Raw genomic sequence first — 22,328 nt, 5'->3', positions numbered from 1 at the left:
CTCACCGCTGTTGCAGATTTGGATATTTGAAACTCCAAACCTGGCAATACTATTGCTAAGGCAAATATGCTGGTCGTCATTCGATTTATTTGGTGAAGAATACTAGTACAATTGGGTTTTATCAGCAAAACAGCATTGTCAGATTTAGTTTCACTTATGTTTAGCCCTGTTTTGAACTATTTAAATATTAATGTATAGAAATATAAAATGAAAAGTACGCACTTAAAAGTGACGTACTTACCAAAAGGTGACTGCTAAGTTTAAGAAATTTTACTTCGCTCAAAAGTACTTATCTGACACCAGCTGGCTGTTGAGTTGCCTTAACAGCAGATGTACCATTCTCTCCTTTGATTTCTGCAACTTGCAGATGAGCTTCTAAGAACCAGAGACGTTTGTCAATGGTGCGAGAAATTTCAGTGTAAAGGTCAGCGGTGTCAGCGTCACCTAAATTATTAGTTTTATCGATCGCTCCTCTGAGGTGTTTAGCATAAAGTGCAAAGCGATCTGCCAAAGCTGTCACATGGTCTTTACCATCCAAAATGTCAAAGGGATATTCTGGCAAAATCGAATTAGTTGCTGCGGCGCGGGCTGTTCCTACAGCGTAGCCTCCTAAAGCTGTGACGCGTTCAGCAATCATATCGACGTACTCTTCTAATTCGCCAGCCAATTCATCAAATAATTCATGCAGCTGATAGAAGTCTGTGCCTTTAACGTTCCAGTGCGCCTGTTTTACTTGGGTTTTGAGATCCAAGGTAGCTGGCAAGGTTTGATTGAGGATGACTACGATTTGCTTACGCGCTTCGGCTGGAATATCAATGCGGGTGGGATAAAGCCGTGATGAAAGTTTATTGTCGCTCATGTGTTGTATCTGCTTGGTGGATTGTCACGACAAGTCTACAAATTATGGCTGATGTTGCGAAACTCCCTGCGGGCAGATGGAATTAAGGGATTAATCAATTAATATCTTTCTCATTATCCAGAAATTGGCTACTAGCTTACTCAGAGTCGATGGTTCTCAATGTTATTAAATGTACCTCCAAAAAGCCGATCGCGGATGGTATCATTCTGCAAAAAGTCATGGGGGAAACCAAGCTCAATGTGACTGACTTCATTCAGACGTTGCAGATGTTCCGGTGATAAATCGACATCCAAAGAAGCTAAGTTATCTTGAAACTGAGTTAGCTTACGTGCGCCAATAATCGGGATAATCACACCAGTTTGAGCGCGTAACCAAGCTAGTGCTACCTGTGAGGGTGTATGTCCAATTTCTGCGGCTACTTGACTCACAACATTAGCGATCGCTAAATTCCGTTCCGAAATACTTCCTAATGCTGGATTTGCTAATCGTCCTTGTTCGCCGCTTTCTTGAGGAGGCTTATTGTACTTACCTGTTAGCACACCACCACCTAAAGGCGACCACGGCGTTACTGCCAAGTCGAAGGCTTTTGCCATTGGTAGCAAATCCCGTTCTGGTGTCCGCTGAATCAAACTGTATTCAACTTGCAACGCGACAAAAGTTGTCCATCCTTGATATTGGGCAATTGTGTTTGCTTGAGCAACGATCCAAGCAGGTGCGTCCGAAATGCCAATGTAGAGTACCTTACCTTGGCGAATGACATCATCAAGCGATCGCATGACTTCTTCTACAGGTGTTGTGAAGTCCCAAGCGTGCAACCAAAATAAATCAATGTAGTCAGTGTTCAGCCGTTTCAAACTGCCTTCTAAAGACTGAATCAGATTCTTGCGATGGTTACCACTGGCGTTAGGATCGTTCTTTTTGTCATTCATTCGCAAAGGAAACGAGTATTTAGTAGCAACTACAAACCGTTCCCGTTCTTTTGCAATTAACTCACCAACAATTTTCTCGCTAGTGCCATCTGTGTAACCGTTGGCAGTATCAATGAAATTACCGCCTGCTTCCACAAAAGTATCAAAAACTTTTTGGCTTTCATCTTTAGAAGCACCCCAGCCCCAATCTTCACCAAAGGTCATTGTTCCCAAGCAGAGTTCAGAGACTCTTAACCCGCTTTTACCCAAAAGTTTGTATTTCATCACAACTTTCTCAATGACTGAAATTAAGTTTAGCTGTGTGCTGCACTTTTATTTTTGTCAGTTTTTGCTAATAATATGAAATTCTTGCTGCCATATCCGCAAGCTTTCACTCTGCAAGAGTGGTAGTAAATATTATGAAAACAATGTTAGTGCTTAGTTCGAGGTTATCTGCCGATCCAAAATCACGGAGCAACAACCCGTGTTCGAGCTTTTGATTGAGATTTCGGTTTGGTCACTACAATTTCCACATCTCGACCCAAAGCGTTTAAGAGGATGTTTTAAAAGTCCTTGGTGATGTATCAAATACTTTGAGATCCCCCTAAATCCCCCTTAGAAAGGGGGACTTGAAGAAGGTTCCCCCCTTTCCAAGGGGGGTTAGGGGGGATCGATAAGTGCCTAAAGTCACAGCAAACCACTTTTAAAACAACCTCTAAGAAGCGAAACATTCGTACAGTTGAAAAGCCCGATAATTTTCCATTGATTAATGCTGAAACTTTTGGCTGGTCAACTCCTAAAAGCTCTGCTGCCTCAGCCTGTGTTATTTGCTGCTTAGTAATAATGTTACTAATCTTAGTATATGCTAGTTTTAGCATATTATTGTCAATAGAGACTTTACACACATATTTTTCTTTCTTTGATTGATAAATTTTAAATCGATGAGGTGAACTGCTAAATCTTCACCTTTTCTCTATAAACTTTGGGCGTTGTACCTATCAATTTGCGGAAGACATTTGTGAAATGACTTTGACTTTGAAAACCCACCTGCTGACATATTTGGTCTATAGTTTGTTCAGTGCGAGTTAATAGCTTTTTGGCTTTCTCAATTCTGCAATTCATTACATATTGATGAGGAGTATAACCCATTGACTGTTTGAATAGACGCGAAAAATGATACATACTCATTCCCACTGTTTCCGAAATCTCAGTCAAGGTCAAATCTTTCTCTAAATTATCTTGAATATATGAAATTGCTTGGCGCAACTTCAGCCGCGAAAGTCCTCTGTTTTGAGAAGATTCGGTAATGTCAGTAGATGCAGAATAGTGCTTGAGCAGATGAATGCAGAGTGTAGTTGTTAAAGATTCGATGTAAATACGACTACCCATGCCATCTGATTTAAGTTCTGAGTGAAGTGCCAGCCCAATCTGTTGAATTAGGGGATCAGGTGCAGCAAAGCGCGGTATAATATCAGCACTCTGTAAATCAACTGACTCGAAAGCAACACGAGTAAATAAAGTTGGTTCCAGGCTGATAACTAAAAATTCTGCTTCTGATTCCCACCGTGATAAGTGATTGGTGTTTGCCGGAATCACCGCCACATCTCCATATACTATGTACTCACCCTGAAGCCGTCCGTTAATAACCCGTTCTGCCTTGGTTACACTTTGCTCTAGGCTAATAGTGATAATATGCTGATGGAAATAGTGTTCAGGAGTTTCATAGCCAGGCTGTTGATGATGATCTAGGCGAATGCCATCCCAGTTGGCATCGTAACTCGAGAATAGGGGCGATCGCGGTAGAATTTCTGAACAAGCATCTCTTTGAGCAAAATCAACAGTCAAGATTTTCTCATCTAGCATTGTTCGCACCCCAGCAAGCATTTGGGTTCAGGTGTAACACTATACTTACTTTTTAAAATAGCCTAGATAATCTTTTTACGAGTAGTAAAATTTTATTTATAGATAGAAATATAATCTCATAATTTGAAATCAAATCAGGGATTCTAAGGAGCATAACTAAAACTAATGAATTACTATGTAATTTATGACGGCAATTGCAATCTCTGCGTTACCCTAGTGCAATTACTAGAAAATCTAGACCAAGGAAAGCTGTTTCGCTACAGCCCCATGCAAGATGAACAGACACTTACCCAATGGGGAATTACAGCCCAAGATTGCGAACAGGGGATGATTTTAATTGATGGCAATGTCCCTGCAAGACGTTGGCAAGGTAGTGACGCTGCTGAAGAGATTGGGCGGTTATTGCCCGTAGGAAGCATATTTGTAGATGCTTATCGAGCATTACCTGGAGTGAAGTGGGTAGGCGATCGCTTTTACGAACAAATCCGCGACAACCGTTACACTATCTTTGGCAAGCGTTCCAGCACTTATCAATCGTCATACTGTGTGGATGGTAATTGCAAGGTAGATAGCTAGTACTCAGTCACACAGGTGATGACAGATTAAGGAAGTTCGTAGTGGGCGCTTTAGTGCTTCAATAAGGGCTGGAGCTACCCATCACAAAAATATCGCTGAATTTCAAAGGCATTTCCTACCCTGGGGCAAGCAAGTGAAAAAAGTATAGATAATCATTATTACAGTATATTTTAGAACATCTTTCTCCCCCAGCCTTTCCAGCTTCCCCAGCTTGCCTCAACAAATAACTAAACTTAGTGCCATTCGACCAAGGGGAGTATTAGGGAACTCCAAAAAATAAATTATTCCAATTTCTGGTTCAACACGACTGTTCCTTCCCCATACTTCCTGCTCCCTGCTCTCAATGCGATGGGATATTTTTTTAGTTGGAAGTCCCTTATTTTCTGCTTGACCTAACTGAACCCAAATGAGCATTAATGGTCAGTCGGCAATAAATTGGGTGTTCTGGTGAATGTATAGATTTAAATCAATGCTATTAAGATAAATATTGAAGCAGCACAACAAGAATTGATGCAGCCGCAACAGCCAGAACACAAGTGCCATCATCCCTCTGCCGAAAATAACAATTAATTATGAATATGCCTGACTTACTCAGCAACTTCCTTTCAACTGCCTTCATTCCCCACGGGCATTGTTACCTTTGGAGGCCGGGTTTAGTCTGGCTACATTTAATTTCAGATGCATTGACCGCGATCGCTTATTACTCAGTCGCCATAGCAATTGTTTACTTTACAAATGAGCGCAAAGATCTCCCAGCCAAGACTGTGACACTCCTGGTTGGGTACTTTTTTGTCTTTGCCCTGTGTGGCACCACTCATCTAATGGGAGTAGTTACGCTCTGGTATCCCATTTATTGGTTTTCAGGACTGTTGAAAGCTTTCAATGCCCTATGGTCATCCTATGCGTTCACCTTTTTATTGATTCCCTTAATTCCAATCGCGATCGATGCACCAAGTCCAGCTCAGCTAGCCATCACGAACCAGGAACTGGAAGATAGCCGAAGGCGCATCCAATCGATCAATGCGGAACTGGAGCAACGGGTACAGAAACGCACAGCAGAACTGGAAGCATCCAATCGCGTCAAAGAAGAATTGTTAATCCGCGAACAAGTCATCCGATCTGAGGCTGAGGCAGCTAATCGCGCTAAAGACGAGTTTCTCTCGATTCTCTCTCATGAATTGAGAACACCGCTCAATGCCATCTTAGGATGGTCGCAGATGTTACGGAAACAACATCTGAGCGAGGATAGAGTAATGCATGCCTTAGAGACGATCGAGCGGAACGCCAGATCTCAAACAAAGATCATCGAAGACATCCTCGATATCTCTCGCATTATCACAGGCAAGCTACGTCTGCAAGTCCGTCCAGTCAATTTAATTACAGTAATTGAGGCAGCCATTGAGTCTGTGCGACTGGCGGCTGAGGCAAAGTCAATTCGCATTCAAAGCATTCTTGATTCCTCAGAAAATCCCATCTCTGGTGATGCCGACCGTTTACAGCAAGTCGTTTGGAACCTGCTTTCAAACGCCATCAAATTCACGCCCAAAGGAGGGCGATTACAGATCCGCTTGGAGAGGGTCAATTCCCATGTCGAAATTACCGTTAGCGATAATGGGCAAGGCATCAGCCCAGATTTTCTACCCTATGTCTTTGATCGCTTCCGCCAACACGACAGTACTACCACCCGAAGTTATGGTGGACTCGGTTTGGGGTTAGCAATTGTTCGTCAACTAGTTGAATTACATGGCGGGACAGTAACTGTGGCAAGTCCAGGAATAGGACAGGGGGCAACCTTTATTGTCAAGCTGCCCATCATGATTATCCATAAACCATCGAGTGAGCCAGAGGCATTAGACTTGATCGCTGAAGTTGATGGCAGGATTGATGCTCCGCCTACCTTGGAAGGCTTACAAATATTAGTTGTGGAGGACGAGGCAGATTCGTTGGAATTGCTAAGTACAATTTTGCAAGAGTATGGCGCTAAAGTCATTTGCGCTGCCTCTGTCAGTCAGGCATTGGAAATCATCGAAAACGCGACAGGTCAAAGCTTAGATGTTTTAGTCAGCGATATTGGGATGCCGAATGAGGATGGTTACTCACTGATTCGGAAACTGCGACAACTTGAAGCACAGCGTGGCGATCGGATGCCAGCTGTTGCACTAACCGCGTATGCAAGAAGCGACGATCGCAGAAAAGCTTTGTTAGCAGGCTTTCAGATACATCTTACAAAACCCGTAGATGCAGCGGAGTTAGCGGCTGTGATTGCCAGTCTAACAGGACGAACCGGAAGGTTTTAATTTGTTCTAATGATAATACCCTTTAGCCCCGACTGAGCAAGAAAGGTACGCGGTCGAGCCTCGCCAGGGGTAGCCACACTGCAACAGCGGATCATTCTTTTTGCTGGTTCATATCATGTCCGCTTAATTAGTTATTATTCTCGCATCTGTGTAAAAACCGCGAAATGCTCTTTCTCCCTGCTCTTTGCTCCCTCCTCCCTGCGGTCTTAATGATAAGTCTTTCACCGGACACGATATCACACATCTAGCTTTCAGGATATGCATCTATTAAAAGATGGATTGATACACATCTAATATTTACATAAATATGTAATAAGTATCACTCTAAAGGTTGAAGCAAAAGCTCGCAACTTTAAACATGGTAATAGATAAAATGTTATAGCTTAATTATGGAATGCTTAATCAAGGCGTAAGACCGAACAGTGTTAATAACTATATTTTGATTTGTGACGATGTTGAAGATAATTGTATTTTCTTTCAAACAATTTTAGAAATGGAAGGTTATACAGTTGAGTTTGTAACGTCTGGAATCGAAGCTCTCAATAAAATTAAATCTCAAAAGCCAGACTTGTTGCTACTAGATATCATGATGCCTGAAATCAATGGGTATGAAGTAGTTAGACGTGTTCAAAAAGATAAACATTTACAAACTCTACCTATTTTGCTAATTACAGCACATCAAGAAGTATTTGCAATGGAATTAAGTGATATAAGCGTTAATGGAATTATTCAAAAACCTGTAGATCCTGATGACCTGGTTGAAAGGATTCAAGAGATTTTTGAGGCTGTAGACTAACAGGGTTAATCTAAAATTGCTCTAACCTGAGAAATTACAGTATCAATATTAATAGGTTTGTGAATAAATCCATCAACTTTTATATCGAGATTAGTAGCATCTATATCCATACCTGTTACTAATAATATAGGGAGAGATTTTAATTTATTTGACGTTCGGATGTGCTGAACAACTTCAAACCCATCCATTAGAGGCATCATAACATCTATTATTACTAAGTCTGGTAGATTAGAGTTTGTTTCAAGAAATTTAAGCACTTCTCTACCAGAATTAACTATTTGAATTTTACAATTATCTGCTAATAGTATTGCTTCTAATAGCAGTGCATCATCAGCAACGTCATCACAAATTAATATGAGAAAAAATAGCTTTCTATGCGTGATCTACTACACAAAAGAGCTAAAATGTGTAATCCAGCCGCGAAAGTAGAGTACCCATACTGCTAAAACAGAATCGGTTCGCTGTCAGGCGTTCTCGTACCCCTATGGGGAAGTAAACTACGCGTAGCGTCTCCGGCAGGAGAAGACTAGGTAGGAAGACGCGGAGATTGATCTGTTGCAAAATTATAGAAAATTGGTGTAACAACATTTTTTAGCTTCTTACTTAAACTATCTATAACCTCTCGCAACAAAATTACATAATTCGATAGAGTTTTTTAGTTCAATCTTCCCTACAAGGGTGAATAGACAGACTTTTGCCGTGAAAAAAATCCGTCTGCGGGTGCTAGAAAATTGTCTGAGAGACCAACCATGATGCTAGCTGGCGCGATCATTACGCTCATGTCACACTTCGGCACACACATTATCTAACGGGAGGATACTGCGTGAAAACTGGTGCTCACTACTTGGGTAACGGAGAGTGCGAATTTATAGTTTGGTCTCCGACCTTAAATAGCGTTGCAGTAGAAATTTTGACCCCACAACAGCAAGTAATTCCGCTCAAACCTCAAGGAGAGGAATACTGGCAAACAAAAGTGAATGATGTCTATCCAGGCACGCTTTATCGCTACGTCTTGGATGGAGAAAATGCCTTTGCCGATCCAGCATCGCAGTATCAACCCGAAGGAGTTCATGGGCCGTCTCAAGTTATCGATCACCAGTTCGAGTGGACAGATAACGGGTGGAATGGCATTCCCTTGGAGTCGATGATTTTTTATGAACTTCATGTTGGTACATTCACGCCGGAAGGAACCTTCACCGCCATCATTCCCCGTCTAGCGGAACTGAGAGAAGTGGGAATTAACGCAATTGAGATTATGCCGATCGCTCAGTTTCCCGGAGACACTCATATTGAAGCTAGTTTGGCATACCGTAACTGGGGCTATGACGGCGTTTACCCATTTGCTGTGCAAAATTCTTATGGTACTCCCGCCGATCTCAAGCAACTAGTGAATGCTTGTCATCAACATGGTATTGCTGTTGTGCTGGATGTGGTCTATAACCACTTTGGCCCAGAAGGCAACTATATGAGCCAGTTCGCGCCCTACTTTACTAAAACCTATAAGACACCGTGGGGCAACGCGATGAATTTCGATGATGCCCACAGTCAAGGTGTGCGTAACTATTTCATCCAAAATGCACTGTATTGGTTACGAAATTTCCACATTGATGCATTGCGACTCGATGCTATTCAGGCGATTTACGATCTGGGAGCCAAGCACTTTTTGTGGGATTTGGCAGAAGCTGTTCATAGCTTTTCCCTTGGGCAGGAAAACGGATGGAAACGCCACTTAATTGCCGAAAGTGACCTGAATAATCCGCAAATAATTCGTCCCCCAGAATTAGGTGGTTATGGGCTTGATGCTCAGTGGAGTGATGACTTTCACCATTCGTTGCACGCACTTTTGACAGGCGATCGCCAAGGATATTATCAAGACTTTGGACAATGTGCCCAGCTAGCGAAAGCTTACGAAGATACTTTTGTCTACGATTGGAAGTACGCTCCTCACCGCCAGAGATTTCATGGCATGTCTTGCCGCGATCGCTCGCCATCGCAGTTTTTGGTATGTATCCAAAATCACGATCAAATCGGCAATCAAATGAAAGGAGAACGCCTGACTGAGCGTCTTTCCTTTGAGGGTTTGAAATTAGCCGCTGGTGCTGTGCTGTTGTCGCCTAACTTACCACTGTTGTTCATGGGTGAAGAATACGGCGAAACTGCACCGTTCATGTATTTTGTCAGCCACTCCGATGCAGATTTAATTCAAGCTGTTCGCGCCGGACGCAAACAAGAATTTGAAGCATTTCACTATGCAGATAATCCACCAGATCCAGAATCAGCAGAAACTTTTTTACGTTGTAAACTTAATTGGCAATTACGTAACGAAGGCCAACACAAAGTTTTACTAGATTGGTATCGCCAATTAATTAACTTGCGCCAGACTCATCCTGCACTTTTAAAACTAGACCGCAACTTCATCCAAGCAACTAGCGATGAAGATAAACAATTAGTCATTGTGCGCCGTTGGTGCGAGTCGAGCGAATTGATATTTGCGATGAATTTTAATAAATCTCCAGTGACAGTAACTCTGCCAATAGAGAGCAATGCTCACAAACTATTAGACTCCGCAGATACATCATGGGCCGGGCCTGGTTCCCAAGCACCTGAGCATTTGTCTGTAAAACAAGAACTGCAACTGCAACCCACAAGTCTCGTGCTGTATGAACTAGAGGCAGAAGGCACAAGCTAGAAGGCAAAAGGCTTTAACAATAAAAGGATTAGGGACTAAGGAAAACCCCCAGTCCCCAATCCCCAATACCCAATCCCCAATACCCAATCCCCAATCCCCAGTACCCAATCCCCAATCTTCAATCCCATGCGAGTTCCCAAGGCAACTTATCGAATTCAATTTACATCTCAGTTTGGCTTTGAAAACGCTAAAGCGATCGCAGCTTATTTGGCAGATCTGGGCATTTCTGATCTGTATGCTTCTCCCATTTTTAAAGCACGATCTGGGAGTACGCATGGCTACGATGTAGTAGATGCTGCTCAACTAAATCCAGAATTGGGAAGTGCTGAGTCCTTTGAGGCATTAGTGAGCGAACTACAAAGCCTTGGTATGGGCTGGTTGCAAGATATTGTGCCCAATCACATGGCTTATAGTAGCGAAAACCCTTACTTAATGGATGTGTTAGAACATGGCCCAGATTCTAGTTATACCGACTACTTCGATTTGTGTTGGAATGCTCCCTTTGGCGATCGCCAAGAACGAATTTTAGCTCCCTTACTGGGAGACTTCTACGGTGTATCCCTAGAAAAAGGAGACATCCAGCTGCAATATGAACAAAACGGTTTAACCGTCAACTATTACAGCCTAAAATTACCCCTGAGATTAGAGTCTTACACCAAATTTCTAACTCACAATTTGGGCAAACTCACCCGCACACTGGGACGCAACCATCCCGATTTCATTAAGCTATTGGGTATTCTCTACATTCTCAAAAGTGTGCCCTCAGAGGTTGCTGGCAAACAGCGACAAGACCAAATCGCCTTTATTAAAGGTTTGGTATGGGAACTTTACACCACAAACGATACTATTCGTGAGTTTATTGACGAGAACCTCAAAACTTTCAATGGAGAAGTAGGTAATCCTGATAGCTTTAATTTGCTAGATGACATACTGAACGATCAATTTTACCGTCTCGCCTTTTGGAAAGTTGGGGCGGAAGAAATGAATTACCGCCGTTTTTTCACTGTTAACGAACTTATTTCTGTAAAAGTTGAAGAACTGCGAGTATTTAATAACACTCATAGCTTAATTCAAAAACTGGTAGAAGAAGGCAAATTTACTGGTTTAAGAATTGACCATATTGATGGGCTGTACAACCCAACACAGTATCTGGAACGCCTCCATGAAAAGTTGGGAGATGTTTACATCACAGTTGAAAAAATCTTAGAACTCACCGAAGATTTACCGGAAAATTGGGAAATTGCAGGTACGTCGGGATATGACTTTTTAAACTATATAAATGGTGTATTCTGCCAATCGGAAAATGAGTCGCGGTTCGATAAAATTTACCATAATTTTGTAAACTCGAAAGTAAATTATGCGTCCCTTGTCAATGCCAATAAGCACCTCATCCTCGAAAAGAACTTAGCGGGTGACATTGATAATCTGGCTATCTTATTAAAGAATATTTCCAGCAAATACCGCTATGGCAATGACTTTACAGTTAATGGACTCAAACGGGCGATCGCGGAAATTTTAACTCTGTTTCCGATTTATCGTACCTACATTACCCCCGATGGCATTCACGATAGCGATCGCGTTTACATTCAAGAAGTAATTCGCCAAGCTAAGGAACAAGTACCTCTGTTGCAGCATGAAATGGACTTTATTGAAAAGCTCATGCTGTTAGAGTTTGATGACTCTCTCACTCAGACAGAACGGGAACAGTGGCTATATTTTGTCCTGCGGATGCAGCAATACACTGGCCCGCTGATGGCAAAAGGCGTAGAAGATACTACGTTATATGCTTACAATCGGTTGCTGTCGCTCAATGAAGTAGGCGGAAATCCTAGTCATTTTGGCATCTCTTTAGCCGACTTCCACGCTTTTAACCATAAGCACCAAATCCATTGGCCCCATACAATGAATACCACCGCGACTCACGATACCAAGCGCGGTGAAGATGTGCGCGCCCGGTTAAATGTGTTATCGGAGATTCCAGAAGAATGGGATCAACAGGTAAACACTTGGAGTAGCTTGAATCAAGGGCACAAAACCGAGCGCAATGGATTAGCGATGCCCGATCGCAACGATGAATATTTTCTCTATCAAACGTTAGTCGGGGCGTTTCCTTTTGCCGAACACGAACACGCATCCTTTGTGGAACGGGTGAAGGAATACATCATTAAATCAATTCGAGAAGCGAAAGTTCATACAGCATGGTTGCGCCCTGATAGTGAGTATGAAGACGCTTGTACTTCGTTTGTGGAAAAAGTATTAAACCCGTCCATTTCCAGGCAATTTATTGAAGCTTTTCGCGTTTTTCAGGAGCGAATTGCGGACTATGGCATATTTAATTCCCTGTCCCAAACTTTACTAAAAATTGCTGCACCTGGTGTACCCGACTTTTATCAAGGAACTGAACTTTGGGAACTCAGCCTAGTCGATCCAGACAACCGCCGCCCTGTAGATTTTGAGCAGCGACGTGCTTACTTAAGTACGATCAAAGAACAAAGCAAAACTGACATTCTGGGCTTGATTCAAAAGTTACTTAATCACAAAATCGATGGCAGAATCAAACTGTTTTTGACAACCCAAGCACTCAAAGCCAGAACAGATTATCTCTCTCTATTCCAAGATGGTGATTATCTGCCATTAGAAATTCAGGGAACCCACGCCGATCACATCATCGCCTTTGCCAGACAGCAGGGAAATCAAACAGCGATCGCGATCGCCCCTCGTTTGTTAACTCGTCTCATCCAGCCAGGAGAATATCCTTTAGGCGAGTCCGTGTGGCAAGATACGCACCTACAATTACCTCAAGGAACTTCCTCAAGCTGGAAAAATCTTCTGACTCAGCAAACCGTAGAAGCGACAGGAACGTTACCTATTGGTGCAGCCCTAGCTCATTTTCCAGTTGCTTTGTTAGTAAGCGAGTGATGATTGATCAGTGCTGAGTGCTGAGTACTCAGTAAAAATATTAATCCCCAGTTCCAGTCCCCAGTCCCCAATCCCCAATCCCCAGTCCCCAGTCCCCAATGCCCTATACCCAATCCCTAGTGCTGAGAAAGAAATAAAATCAGCACTCTTTTGATAACGATAATAAATTGCTAATTATGACTACTGAATTTTCTACCCAATCGGCATTTACTAAAACACAGATTGACGCCGTGCGGGACTATATCAAAAAAACGTGGAAAACACTAACGCGATCGCACGAACATTTATTGGAGTCCGCACAGGATGCCAAGCTAGACCATCAAGTAGAAACTCCCTGGATTATCTACATTTCGCCTAGAGAAGACTGCCCCAATATTCAGTCGGTGTTGGAGCGATCGCTATCTGCGGAGGATGTAAGTAGGATAGCAATTCGCACTTTGCCGCCCGAAGCCGAAGCGATTCGAGAGCATGGTTTGCTGTACCTGCCTGGGTCTTACGTTGTGCCCGGTGGACGTTTTAATGAATTGTACGGTTGGGACAGTTATTTTATCTTGCTGGGGTTGTTGCGAGATGGGGAATTGGATCTGGCACAAAGTCAAGTTGATCAGTTGCTTTATCAAGTGCAGCATTACGGCACGATCCTCAATGCCAACCGAACTTATATGCTGTCGCGATCGCAACCCCCAGTCCTCAGCCTGATGGTTTTGGCACTGTTCCAGCATACCCAGGATGAAGAGTGGCTACGGTCAACTGTACCTTTGTTAGAGCAGTTTTATTATTACTGGGTAGTACCGCCCCACCTTAACCCAGCCACAGGCTTATCCCGATACTATGCTTTAGGAGAAGGGCCAGCACCGGAAGTAGTATTTTCTGAACGGGATGAGGAGGGAAGAAGCCACTACGATCGCGTCAAGCAATACTATCAAAGGTTTGAAATTGAAGATTATGATGTCAGCCTTTACTACAACCGCGATCGGGATGAATTGACTAATCTGTTTTACAAAGGCGATCGCACGATGCGCGAGTCCGGCTTTGATATCACTAACCGCTTTGGCCCTTTCAGTATTGATATTATTCACTACGCGCCCGTGTGCCTCAACAGTTTGCTCTATCAAATGGAGCAAGATTTAGCACAAATTAACGATATTTTTGGGAACCAAGAACTAGCCAAGCAATGGCGCGATCGGGCAAAAGTCCGCCGCGATCGCATTGATCAGTGTCTCTGGGATGAGGAACAAGGGCTATATCTGGACTATCATTTCCAAACTGAAAAACGCCGCAACTACGAATTTGCTACCACTTTTTATCCCCTCTGGACAGGACTCGCATCAGAAGCGCAAGCCAAACGCGTTGTCGAAAATCTTTCTTTGTTTGAAGCACCAGGCGGAATCTTTACTAGTACCCGCGTTACAGGTAATCAGTGGGATGCTCCTTTTGGTTGGGCTCCATTGACATTGATTGCTGTTGAGGGAATGCACCGCTATGGTTATTACAAAGAAGGCGATCGTATTGCCCACAAGTTCCTGGCGATGGTGATTAAGGAATTTGAGCGCCGCGGTATTTTAGTTGAGAAATACGATGTCGAGCGCTGTTCTGCCAATGTTTCTGACGAAATCTGCTTTGGATACAGCTCTAACGAAATCGGTTTTGGCTGGACTAATGCTGTTGTTCTAGAACTGCTAGCAGCATTGAACCGAGGACGGGGGATTGCAGATTAGGGATTTATGAATGTGAAACTTCCCAAGTTTGCAGCATTGAAATAGCTTCTCTGTATAAAGCCAAATCTACTTGGTGAGTTTCTATTCCCTGTCCGATTCCTTGTAAAAGGGTAATTGTCAATTGTCCACCTAAGTGTTCGCGGAACTCAGTCAGCCCCTGAAATAAGCACTGGGGATGAGCGGGTTGATCTAATTGCTCTGTCAGTGCTGATACGTACAAGGTGAACCCTAATTTTTTGAGTGTGCCTAAAATTCTTTGCCACTCTGATTGCAAAAGTTGCCCTGTTAAATAAGAATAAGTGCTGTCTAAAGCAATACCAATCGCTACCGCTTCACCATGACGTAGTTTGTAGTCAGTGATTTGCTCTAATTTGTGGGCTGACCAATGACCAAAATCTAAGGGACGTGATGAACCCTTTTCAAAGGGGTCGCCGCTATTGGCAATATGCTCTAAGTGCAACTGGGCGCATCGATAAATAAGCTTTTCCATGATGCCCATGTCTCGTGCAGCTAATTTATCGGCATTTGCCATAATAAAATCAAAGAATTCTGCATCTTTGATCAGCGCCACCTTCACAGCCTCTGCAATCCCAGATCGCCAATCACGATCGTCAAGTGTAGTTAGAAATTCAAAATCATTTAATACAGCATAAGGTGGCATGAATGTGCCTAAAAAGTTTTTCTTGCCAAATGCATTAATTCCATTTTTTACGCCTACACCAGAATCGTTTTGTGCTAACACTGTAGTCGGCACTCGCAGCAGCCGAATTCCTCGGTGAGCAGTTGTTGCTGCATATCCTACCATATCTAATAAGGCTCCACCCCCAATTGCTAACACGTAGGAGTGGCGGCATAATCCAACAGCATGAATACGCTGATGAATTTGCTCTAAAAATATTGGTTCGTTCTTAACTATTTCTCCACCTGGAACTATGATTGGCTCGCCGCTTAAAGTTATAATATCTTCGTAACGTTGAGCATAAAGTAATAATTTATTTACTAAATCATTGTGGTAATAGAGCAATCCTTTATCTATAACTGCTAACACTTTTTTCCGGCTTGTCTCCCGATCTGTGGCAATCACTTGTGCTAGTAAAGGATTGTCTAACTCAAACAAACCATTAGTGAAGTGAATATCATATTTAAAGTTAACGCGCACAGATTGTTCAATTGGTTGCAGAATTAAAGGAGTCTTTTCTTTAGTAAACATCTTATCAGTATTTTTTAAGTTAGCTTTTTACTAAATAACTATGAGTAGTTATATTGCTACCATGAAGATTGACAGCAAATTTATAACTATGAATCTATTCCAGTATTTGAACTCTGAAATGCTGGGAAAGTTATTTAAATTCATCAAACACAGATATTAACTACTGTTTTTTTGGGCAAATAAAGATGACAATAACATTAATTCTCAAACTTGCTTGATGCAATAGCTTGAAATTTAATTAGCGTAGTAGTTATCATTACTGAGTTGAGTTGTAAAAGTATTTTATTAACTTAGTATTATGATTTAACGTCCAAAAACTCTATCTTTACATTATCTTCTTTAAAATAGATTGTTTTTTATAGATTCAGTGAAGTTCTGGCAATAGAATTTTGATAAACTCAGTACATTATCTGAATTTAGTTAAGATATTATCTAGCTGACTTAATCATAAAGAATGTATTTTAGTAGCAAATTTTAACCGAGTTTGCCACATAAAAAACTAGGAAAACTTCTCCTGAATCAATCATGAGTAGCGTAAACAAGTTACTTTATCACTGGCTAGCACAGTCTGTTTCAGATACAGCGCTTGCTTGGCTGGAACAGAAGCAGGCACAGATTTCTAGCGGTGCTGCTGAACGAGTATTTTTCACGGCTTTTAGTGCTGTGCCACGTTATTTAGGTAAAGATAATTTGCAGGTAACATTCCAAGACTTGGAAGCAGCCCAAGATTTGATTCCCGGTTGGTTTCCTGGCGATTGGAGTGTAGATCAAGCAGGCCGCACACTCTTGCTTTTAGCTTTACCCTGCGATCGCCCAGAGGAGTACGTGCAAACACTTGATAAAGTCTTCAGTACGGCTGATATGGGGGAATTGATTGCACTGTATCAAAGTTTACCCCTAATACCACATCCAGAGTTACATCGTCAACGAGCTGCTGAAGGTATTCGCAGCAACATGAGTACAGTTTTCCAAGCTATAGCACTACGCAATCCTTATCCGGCAAATTATTTAGACAATATTGCTTGGAATCAGATGGTGCTGAAAGCTTTATTTGTCGGTAGCCCGTTGCATCTGATCTGGGGTTTAGATCGCCGTGCTAACCCAGAATTGGCAAGGATGTTGGTAAACTACGCCCATGAACGTTGGGCAGCAAAACGCCCCGTATCACCAGAACTTTGGCGACCAGTGGGACGGTTTGCTGATACTGCAATCATCGCGGATTTGGCAAAAGTGTTAGCTGATGGGGATATGGCTGAACAACAAGCAGCCGCATTAGCTTGCTCCCAATCTCCTTTACCAGAAGCACAAGCATTACTCTCTGGTTACCCCCATTTGCAATCATCTATTCAACAAGGTGATCTGACTTGGAGTAATTTTGACCGCGATCGCCTAGCGATCTGCAAATAACATTTAGCCGTCATTAAGCCGTAGCATTATGTTTATCGATCCTCACATTCATATGTGTTCGCGGACTACGTATGATTATCTAATCATGCGGGAGTATGGTATTGTCGCCGTCATTGAACCATCCTTCTGGTTAGGACAACCCCGCACTAGCGCTGGCTCATTCAAAGACTACTTCAGCAGCCTTGTGGGTTGGGAAAGGTTTCGTGCTAGCCAGTTCGGTATCCAACACTACTGTACAATCGGCCTCAACCCCAAAGAAGCTAATAACGAAGCCTTAGCAGCAGAAGTTATGGAACTGCTACCGCTTTATGCGTGTAAAGAGGGAGTTGTGGCTATTGGCGAAATTGGCTATGACGACATGACAGAAGCAGAAGATAAATACTTTTGTCAACAGTTAGCACTAGCCAAAGAACTAGATATGCTGGTACTGATTCATACACCCCACCGTAATAAAAAGGAGGGTGCTAGCCGCAGTATGGATCGTTGTATTGAATATGGACTAGATCCCGCACAAGTAGTTATTGATCACAATAACGAAGAAACCGTTGAAGAAGTTTTAAAACGGGGATTTTGGGCGGCTTTCACAATTTACCCACAAACAAAGATGGGTAACGCCAGAATGGTAGAGATTGTGCGTCAGTATGGATGCGATCGCGTGATCGTAGATAGTAGCGCTGATTGGGGCGTGAGCGATCCATTAGCAGTGCCGAAAACGGCTCGGTTGATGTTAGAAAAAGGCATCCCAGAAGCTTATGTACGAGCAGTTTGTTATGAAAATGCCCTAGCTGCTTACAGTCAAACTGGACAAATGAAAGCATCAGATTGGCTTAATGCCCCATCTGCCGATCAGCGTCAGATGTTTAACGGCAATTCCGTATTGCGGGGACAAGAACCAGGGATTAAATCAACAGCAGATTACGTGCTGATTGAGTAAAAAGCCACAGATATCATCATATTTAAGCCATGAAAATATTATGGTTTAAGAATTTTTTGAAGCGTAGATAAACACCGATAAATACAGATAATTCATCGGTGTTTATCTGTGTTTACCTGTGGTTATATTTTCTTCAATTTGGCTGATGCCAAAAATTTATTTTGGTCGTAAGTTACTAAGGCCAAGAAAAAATAACTATCAAATTCATGTAGCACTTATTTGTAAAAAATACAAGTTAGAGAGGTAGAAGAGTGAATGTTGCAAGCTTGAATTTTCCCAAATGGCGGGGGTATCTAGAGTTGATGCGCCCAGCCAACATCGTAACTGCTTGGGCTGATATTTTGGTTGGTTTTGCTGCTTCTGGCTCCGGGATTATTTTAGCTCAATTAATTAATGGACAAACAAGTTTGGCTAGTTTAACTACACTCGGCTGGTTGTTATTAGCAACAACTGGTTTATACGGTGGTGGTATAGTTTTTAATGATGTTTTTGATGCCGAATTAGATAAAAAAGAGCGACCAACCAGACCAATTCCTAGCGGGCGTGTGTCTCGCCAGAATGCAACTGTATTGGGAAGTATATTGTTTGCAATCGGCATTTTAGCAGCTTCGCAAGTCTCTTATTTAAGTGCTGCGATCGCTATCTTCATTACTTTTGCTTGTTTATTGTATGACTCCCTTGCCAAACATCATCCCTTTTTTGGGCCGCTAAATATGGGTTTGTGTCGTGGCAGTAACTTATTATTGGGTGTAAGTGCTGTACCAGCGATCGTTTGGGAACGTTGGTATTTAGCCCTAATTCCTATCCTTTACATTGCTGCAATCACAGCAATTAGTCAGGGAGAAGTTCATGGAGGTAAGAAAATCACGGGAGTAATCGCCGTACTCCTAATTGCAATAGTTCTAACGGCAGTTTTAGCTTTAGGATTTTTGGGAGAATATACAGCGATCGCAGCATTACCATTTGCTACTTTATTAGCTGTGCGAGTATTGCCGGATTTTGTCAAAGCTGCCCGTGAACCAGCACCCGAAACAATCCGAAATGCTGTAAAAGTTGGTGTGTTATCTTTAATTATCTTAGATGCAACAGTTGCCGCTGGTTTCGCTGGTTTATATTACGGTTTATTAGTATTAATTTTGCTACCAATCTCAATGTCATTTGCCAAAATATTTGCTGTTACTTAAAGCAAACAAGGACATTGGGGATTGGAAGTAGAGAAATTATTACTCAGCACTCAGAACTCAAAACTCAGCACCAATAAAGCGTTAATATCTAAAATGAAGATTTCCACAGACAGTAACTTTCATCTCACTTATTGCACAAATATTCATCCAGGTGAAAGTTGGCCAGAGGTTTTTGCTAATTTAGAAAAGTATATTCCCCAACTCAAATCACGGTTATCACCGCAAGCACCATTTGGGATTGGCTTGAGATTAGCAGACACAGCTGCAAAGCAACTTTTAGCAAGTAATAACTTGGCTCAGTTTAAAGAGTGGCTAACTCAACAAGATTTATACGTTTTTACCTTAAATGGATTTCCTTACGGAGGATTTCATAATCAGGTTGTTAAAGACCAAGTTTATGTACCGGATTGGTCAACTCAGGAACGGCTAAATTACACATTAAGCTTGACAAAAATTTTAGCTACTCTATTACCAGAAGAAATTGACGGTGGAATTTCTACATTACCTTTGTCTTATAAACCTTGGTGGGGAGAAGACCAAGCAACTTGGGAAATAGTTCTAAAAAATAGCTGTTTTCACCTAGCATTAGTTGTAGCAGAAATGATTCGCATCCGAGAAGCAACAGGAAAGTTGCTTCATCTTGATTTAGAACCTGAACCGGATGGATTAATTGAGAATACATCAGAAGTAATTGAGTTTTTTCAAAATTGGTTATTGCCAATTGGTGGAAGCTATTTAGTTCAAAAATTAAAGATAGAGCAGAGTTTAGCAGAAACTAAATTACTAGAGCATGTTCGTATTTGCTATGACACCTGCCATCTCTCAGTTGAATATGAAGATCCAAAGTCTGTGTTTGCACGTTTGCAATCAGCAGGTATTAAAATTGGTAAAATTCAAATCAGTGCGGCAATTCAAGTCAAAATACCATCTGATACTGAGAAGCGTAGCTTAATAGCTGAACGCTTACGCCCCTTTGCAGAATCTACCTATCTTCACCAAGTAATAGAACGTCGCAGTGATGGTACTTTATATCACTATCCAGACTTAATCACTGCATTACCACATTTAGAACAATCTCTAGCTAAAGAATGGCGCACTCACTTTCATGTGCCAATTTTCATTCACGATTATCAAGTTTTGCAGTCTACGCAAGATGACATTGTTACTGTTTTGCATTTACTGCAAGAAAATAATGCTTGCCATCATCTAGAAATTGAAACTTACACCTGGGATGTATTGCCATCAGAAATGAAGATAGATTTGCTGACTTCTATTCAGCGAGAGTACGAGTGGGTATTAACAGAAATTGCTGCCAATTAACAGGAGATTAAGTTTATGCAAAAAACGGTTGTTTTGAATGTTGTGGGATTATCGCCCAATTTATTAGGAGAAAACACGCCGTTTTTATCTTCGTGGGCGGCTAAAGGGCGAGTAGCGCCAATTGCCAAAGTATTACCTGCTGTAACTTGTTCTGTTCAGGCTACTTATTTAACAGGAAAATTGCCTGATGAGCATGGCATTGTTGCTAATGGTTGGTACTTCCGTGATGAGTGTGAAGTGAAGTTCTGGCGACAGTCTAATAAATTGGTGCAGGCTCCCAAAGTTTGGGAAATTGCTAAATCTATTGACCCCAATTTCACTTGTGCTAACCTTTTTTGGTGGTACAATATGTACTCTTCGGTGGATTATTCTATTACACCGCGCCCAATGTACCCCGCAGATGGTAGAAAATTACCTGATATTTATACATATCCTGCTGATATTCGAGGAAAAATTCAATCAGAATTAGGGCCGTTTCCTCTGTTTAATTTTTGGGGGCCAAATACTTCAATTCTTTCTAGTCAATGGATTGCTAATTCGGCCAAATGGGTAGAAGAACGCTATAGCCCAACTCTGACATTAGTTTACTTACCTCATTTAGATTACTGCTTACAAAAATTTGGTCACGACGAAAAGCAGATACAAAAAGATTTAAAAGAAATTGATGCTGTTTGTGGCGAATTAATTAATTATTATCAAGCACGTAATGCTCAAGTAATTATTCTTTCTGAGTATGGCATTACTCCGGTGTCCAAAGCAGTAGATTTAAACCGTGTACTGAGAGCGAATAATCTAATTGCTGTACGAGAAGAATTAGGGCGAGAATTACTCGATCCTGGTGCTAGTATTGCTTTTGCCGTTGCCGATCATCAAATTGCTCATGTATATGTAAATGATCCGGCTTATATTCCGAAAGTGCGTTCTTTGCTAGAAGCAACTGAAGGCGTAGCTCAGGTATTAGATGAAGAGGGCAAAAAAGCCTATCATCTTAATCATCCTAGATCGGGAGAACTAGTGGCGATCGCTCAATCTGATGCTTGGTTTACTTATTATTACTGGCTAGATGACGCCAAAGCACCGGATTTTGCTAGAACTGTGGATATTCACCGCAAACCTGGTTACGATCCTGTAGAACTTTTTCTAGATCCAAAACTGAAACTTCCTAAACTCAAAATTGCTCTTAAGTTATTACAGAAAAAATTAGGTTTTCGCTACCTGCTTGATGTAATTCCTCTTGATGCTTCGGTAGTGCGTGGTTCTCATGGGTGTATTACTACCTCCCCAGCCGAAGGCCCAATGTTGATTAGTCAACAGACTCACCTAGTTGATCAAGAGTTAATTCCCGCAACCGATGTTTGCTCTGTGATACTCAAACATTTAAATATTCTTACGTAAATGCTTATCAAAGGTAGGGGAGCCACTGCGTTGGTGAGGCAGCGACGGGTACGCAGGGGGTTTCCCCCATGAGCGACTGCCGAAAGGGTTCCCTGGCTTGAAGCATCTGGCGTTGGGCACTGCTCACCCTAAGTATTTCTACACGCCTTTCAAAAATCAAATGGATGAACGAGTATCAGAACTCCGTTAATCAGTATCTGAGGTGGATGAACGAGTATCAGAACTCCGTTAATCAGTATTTGAGGTGGATGAA

General features: G+C 42.0%; 17 protein-coding genes. 11 read left to right on the top strand and 6 right to left on the bottom strand.

The genetic code is table 11. From position 1 onward, the window contains the following. Positions 1–289 precede the first annotated feature (289 nt). The 4 genes from dps to AC5JL8_RS23740 form a co-directional block, all read right to left on the bottom strand. Complete coding sequence (gene dps, locus AC5JL8_RS23755) at positions 290–859, bottom strand: DNA starvation/stationary phase protection protein Dps (protein ID WP_495882136.1); 570 nt, start codon at positions 857–859, stop codon at positions 290–292. A 140-nt stretch (positions 860–999) separates the two neighbouring features. Beyond that, positions 1,000–2,052, bottom strand: coding sequence for an aldo/keto reductase (locus tag AC5JL8_RS23750; RefSeq protein ID WP_495882135.1), 1,053 nt, complete (start codon positions 2,050–2,052; stop codon positions 1,000–1,002). A 299-nt stretch (positions 2,053–2,351) separates the two neighbouring features. Further along, complete coding sequence (locus AC5JL8_RS23745) at positions 2,352–2,645, bottom strand: helix-turn-helix domain-containing protein (RefSeq protein ID WP_495882169.1); 294 nt, start codon at positions 2,643–2,645, stop codon at positions 2,352–2,354. A 76-nt stretch (positions 2,646–2,721) separates the two neighbouring features. Continuing rightward, complete coding sequence (locus tag AC5JL8_RS23740; RefSeq protein ID WP_495882134.1) at positions 2,722–3,630, bottom strand: helix-turn-helix domain-containing protein; 909 nt, start codon at positions 3,628–3,630, stop codon at positions 2,722–2,724. Positions 3,631–3,795: 165 nt separating this feature from the next. Between AC5JL8_RS23740 and AC5JL8_RS23735 the strand changes: the two genes are divergently transcribed. The 3 genes from AC5JL8_RS23735 to AC5JL8_RS23725 all read left to right on the top strand — a co-directional run bounded on the left by AC5JL8_RS23735 (position 3,796) and on the right by AC5JL8_RS23725 (position 7,299). Continuing rightward, positions 3,796–4,206, top strand: a complete 411-nt coding sequence (locus AC5JL8_RS23735; RefSeq protein WP_495882133.1) for a thiol-disulfide oxidoreductase DCC family protein — start codon at positions 3,796–3,798, stop codon at positions 4,204–4,206. 572 nt (positions 4,207–4,778) lie between these two features. Next, the gene (locus AC5JL8_RS23730) at positions 4,779–6,503 is read left to right on the top strand and encodes a hybrid sensor histidine kinase/response regulator (protein WP_495882132.1); all 1,725 of its coding nucleotides are present in this window, start codon (positions 4,779–4,781) and stop codon (positions 6,501–6,503) included. A 394-nt stretch (positions 6,504–6,897) separates the two neighbouring features. Next, on the top strand, positions 6,898–7,299 hold the full coding sequence (locus tag AC5JL8_RS23725; RefSeq protein ID WP_495882131.1) for a response regulator: 402 nt from the start codon (positions 6,898–6,900) through the stop codon (positions 7,297–7,299). 5 nt (positions 7,300–7,304) lie between these two features. On the opposite strand, the gene AC5JL8_RS23720 is transcribed toward AC5JL8_RS23725, so the two are convergent. Continuing rightward, a complete protein-coding gene (locus tag AC5JL8_RS23720) occupies positions 7,305–7,649 on the bottom strand; it encodes a response regulator (protein ID WP_495882168.1) in 345 nt (114 codons plus the stop codon). 473 nt (positions 7,650–8,122) lie between these two features. Here AC5JL8_RS23720 and treZ point away from each other — a divergent pair, with 473 nt between their 5' ends. The 3 genes from treZ (at position 8,123) to AC5JL8_RS23705 (ending at position 14,625) form a co-directional block, all read left to right on the top strand. Then, entirely contained in the window at positions 8,123–9,988 is a 1,866-nt protein-coding gene (treZ, locus tag AC5JL8_RS23715; protein WP_495882130.1) for a malto-oligosyltrehalose trehalohydrolase, read from the top strand. Positions 9,989–10,114: 126 nt separating this feature from the next. After that, on the top strand, positions 10,115–12,907 hold the full coding sequence (gene treY, locus AC5JL8_RS23710) for a malto-oligosyltrehalose synthase (RefSeq protein WP_495882129.1): 2,793 nt from the start codon (positions 10,115–10,117) through the stop codon (positions 12,905–12,907). Positions 12,908–13,083: 176 nt separating this feature from the next. Next, a complete protein-coding gene (locus AC5JL8_RS23705; protein ID WP_495882128.1) occupies positions 13,084–14,625 on the top strand; it encodes a trehalase family glycosidase in 1,542 nt (513 codons plus the stop codon). 4 nt (positions 14,626–14,629) lie between these two features. On the opposite strand, the gene AC5JL8_RS23700 is transcribed toward AC5JL8_RS23705, so the two are convergent. Next, positions 14,630–15,835: a 3-dehydroquinate synthase gene (locus AC5JL8_RS23700; protein ID WP_495882127.1), complete on the bottom strand. Its 1,206-nt coding sequence runs from the start codon at positions 15,833–15,835 to the stop codon at positions 14,630–14,632. A gap of 525 nt (positions 15,836–16,360) precedes the next feature. On the opposite strand from AC5JL8_RS23700, the gene AC5JL8_RS23695 reads away from it, so the two are divergent. The 5 genes from AC5JL8_RS23695 (at position 16,361) to AC5JL8_RS23675 (ending at position 22,075) form a co-directional block, all read left to right on the top strand. After that, positions 16,361–17,242, top strand: coding sequence for an EboA family metabolite traffic protein (locus AC5JL8_RS23695; RefSeq protein WP_495882126.1), 882 nt, complete (start codon positions 16,361–16,363; stop codon positions 17,240–17,242). Positions 17,243–17,270: 28 nt separating this feature from the next. After that, positions 17,271–18,176, top strand: coding sequence for a TatD family hydrolase (locus AC5JL8_RS23690; RefSeq protein ID WP_495882125.1), 906 nt, complete (start codon positions 17,271–17,273; stop codon positions 18,174–18,176). A gap of 251 nt (positions 18,177–18,427) precedes the next feature. Beyond that, positions 18,428–19,360 carry a UbiA-like protein EboC gene (gene eboC / locus AC5JL8_RS23685; RefSeq protein ID WP_495882124.1) on the top strand — a complete coding sequence of 311 codons (933 nt, stop codon included), beginning with the start codon at positions 18,428–18,430 and terminating at the stop codon, positions 19,358–19,360. Positions 19,361–19,453: 93 nt separating this feature from the next. Further along, positions 19,454–20,680 carry a metabolite traffic protein EboE gene (gene eboE / locus AC5JL8_RS23680; RefSeq protein WP_495882123.1) on the top strand — a complete coding sequence of 409 codons (1,227 nt, stop codon included), beginning with the start codon at positions 19,454–19,456 and terminating at the stop codon, positions 20,678–20,680. Positions 20,681–20,695: 15 nt separating this feature from the next. Further along, a complete protein-coding gene (locus tag AC5JL8_RS23675; protein ID WP_495882122.1) occupies positions 20,696–22,075 on the top strand; it encodes an alkaline phosphatase family protein in 1,380 nt (459 codons plus the stop codon). Positions 22,076–22,328 lie beyond the last annotated feature (253 nt).

The organism is Mojavia sp., from assembly GCF_059505145.1.
The sequence above is the reverse complement of the archived record's forward strand: the minus strand, read 5'-3'. Positions and strand labels throughout refer to the sequence as shown.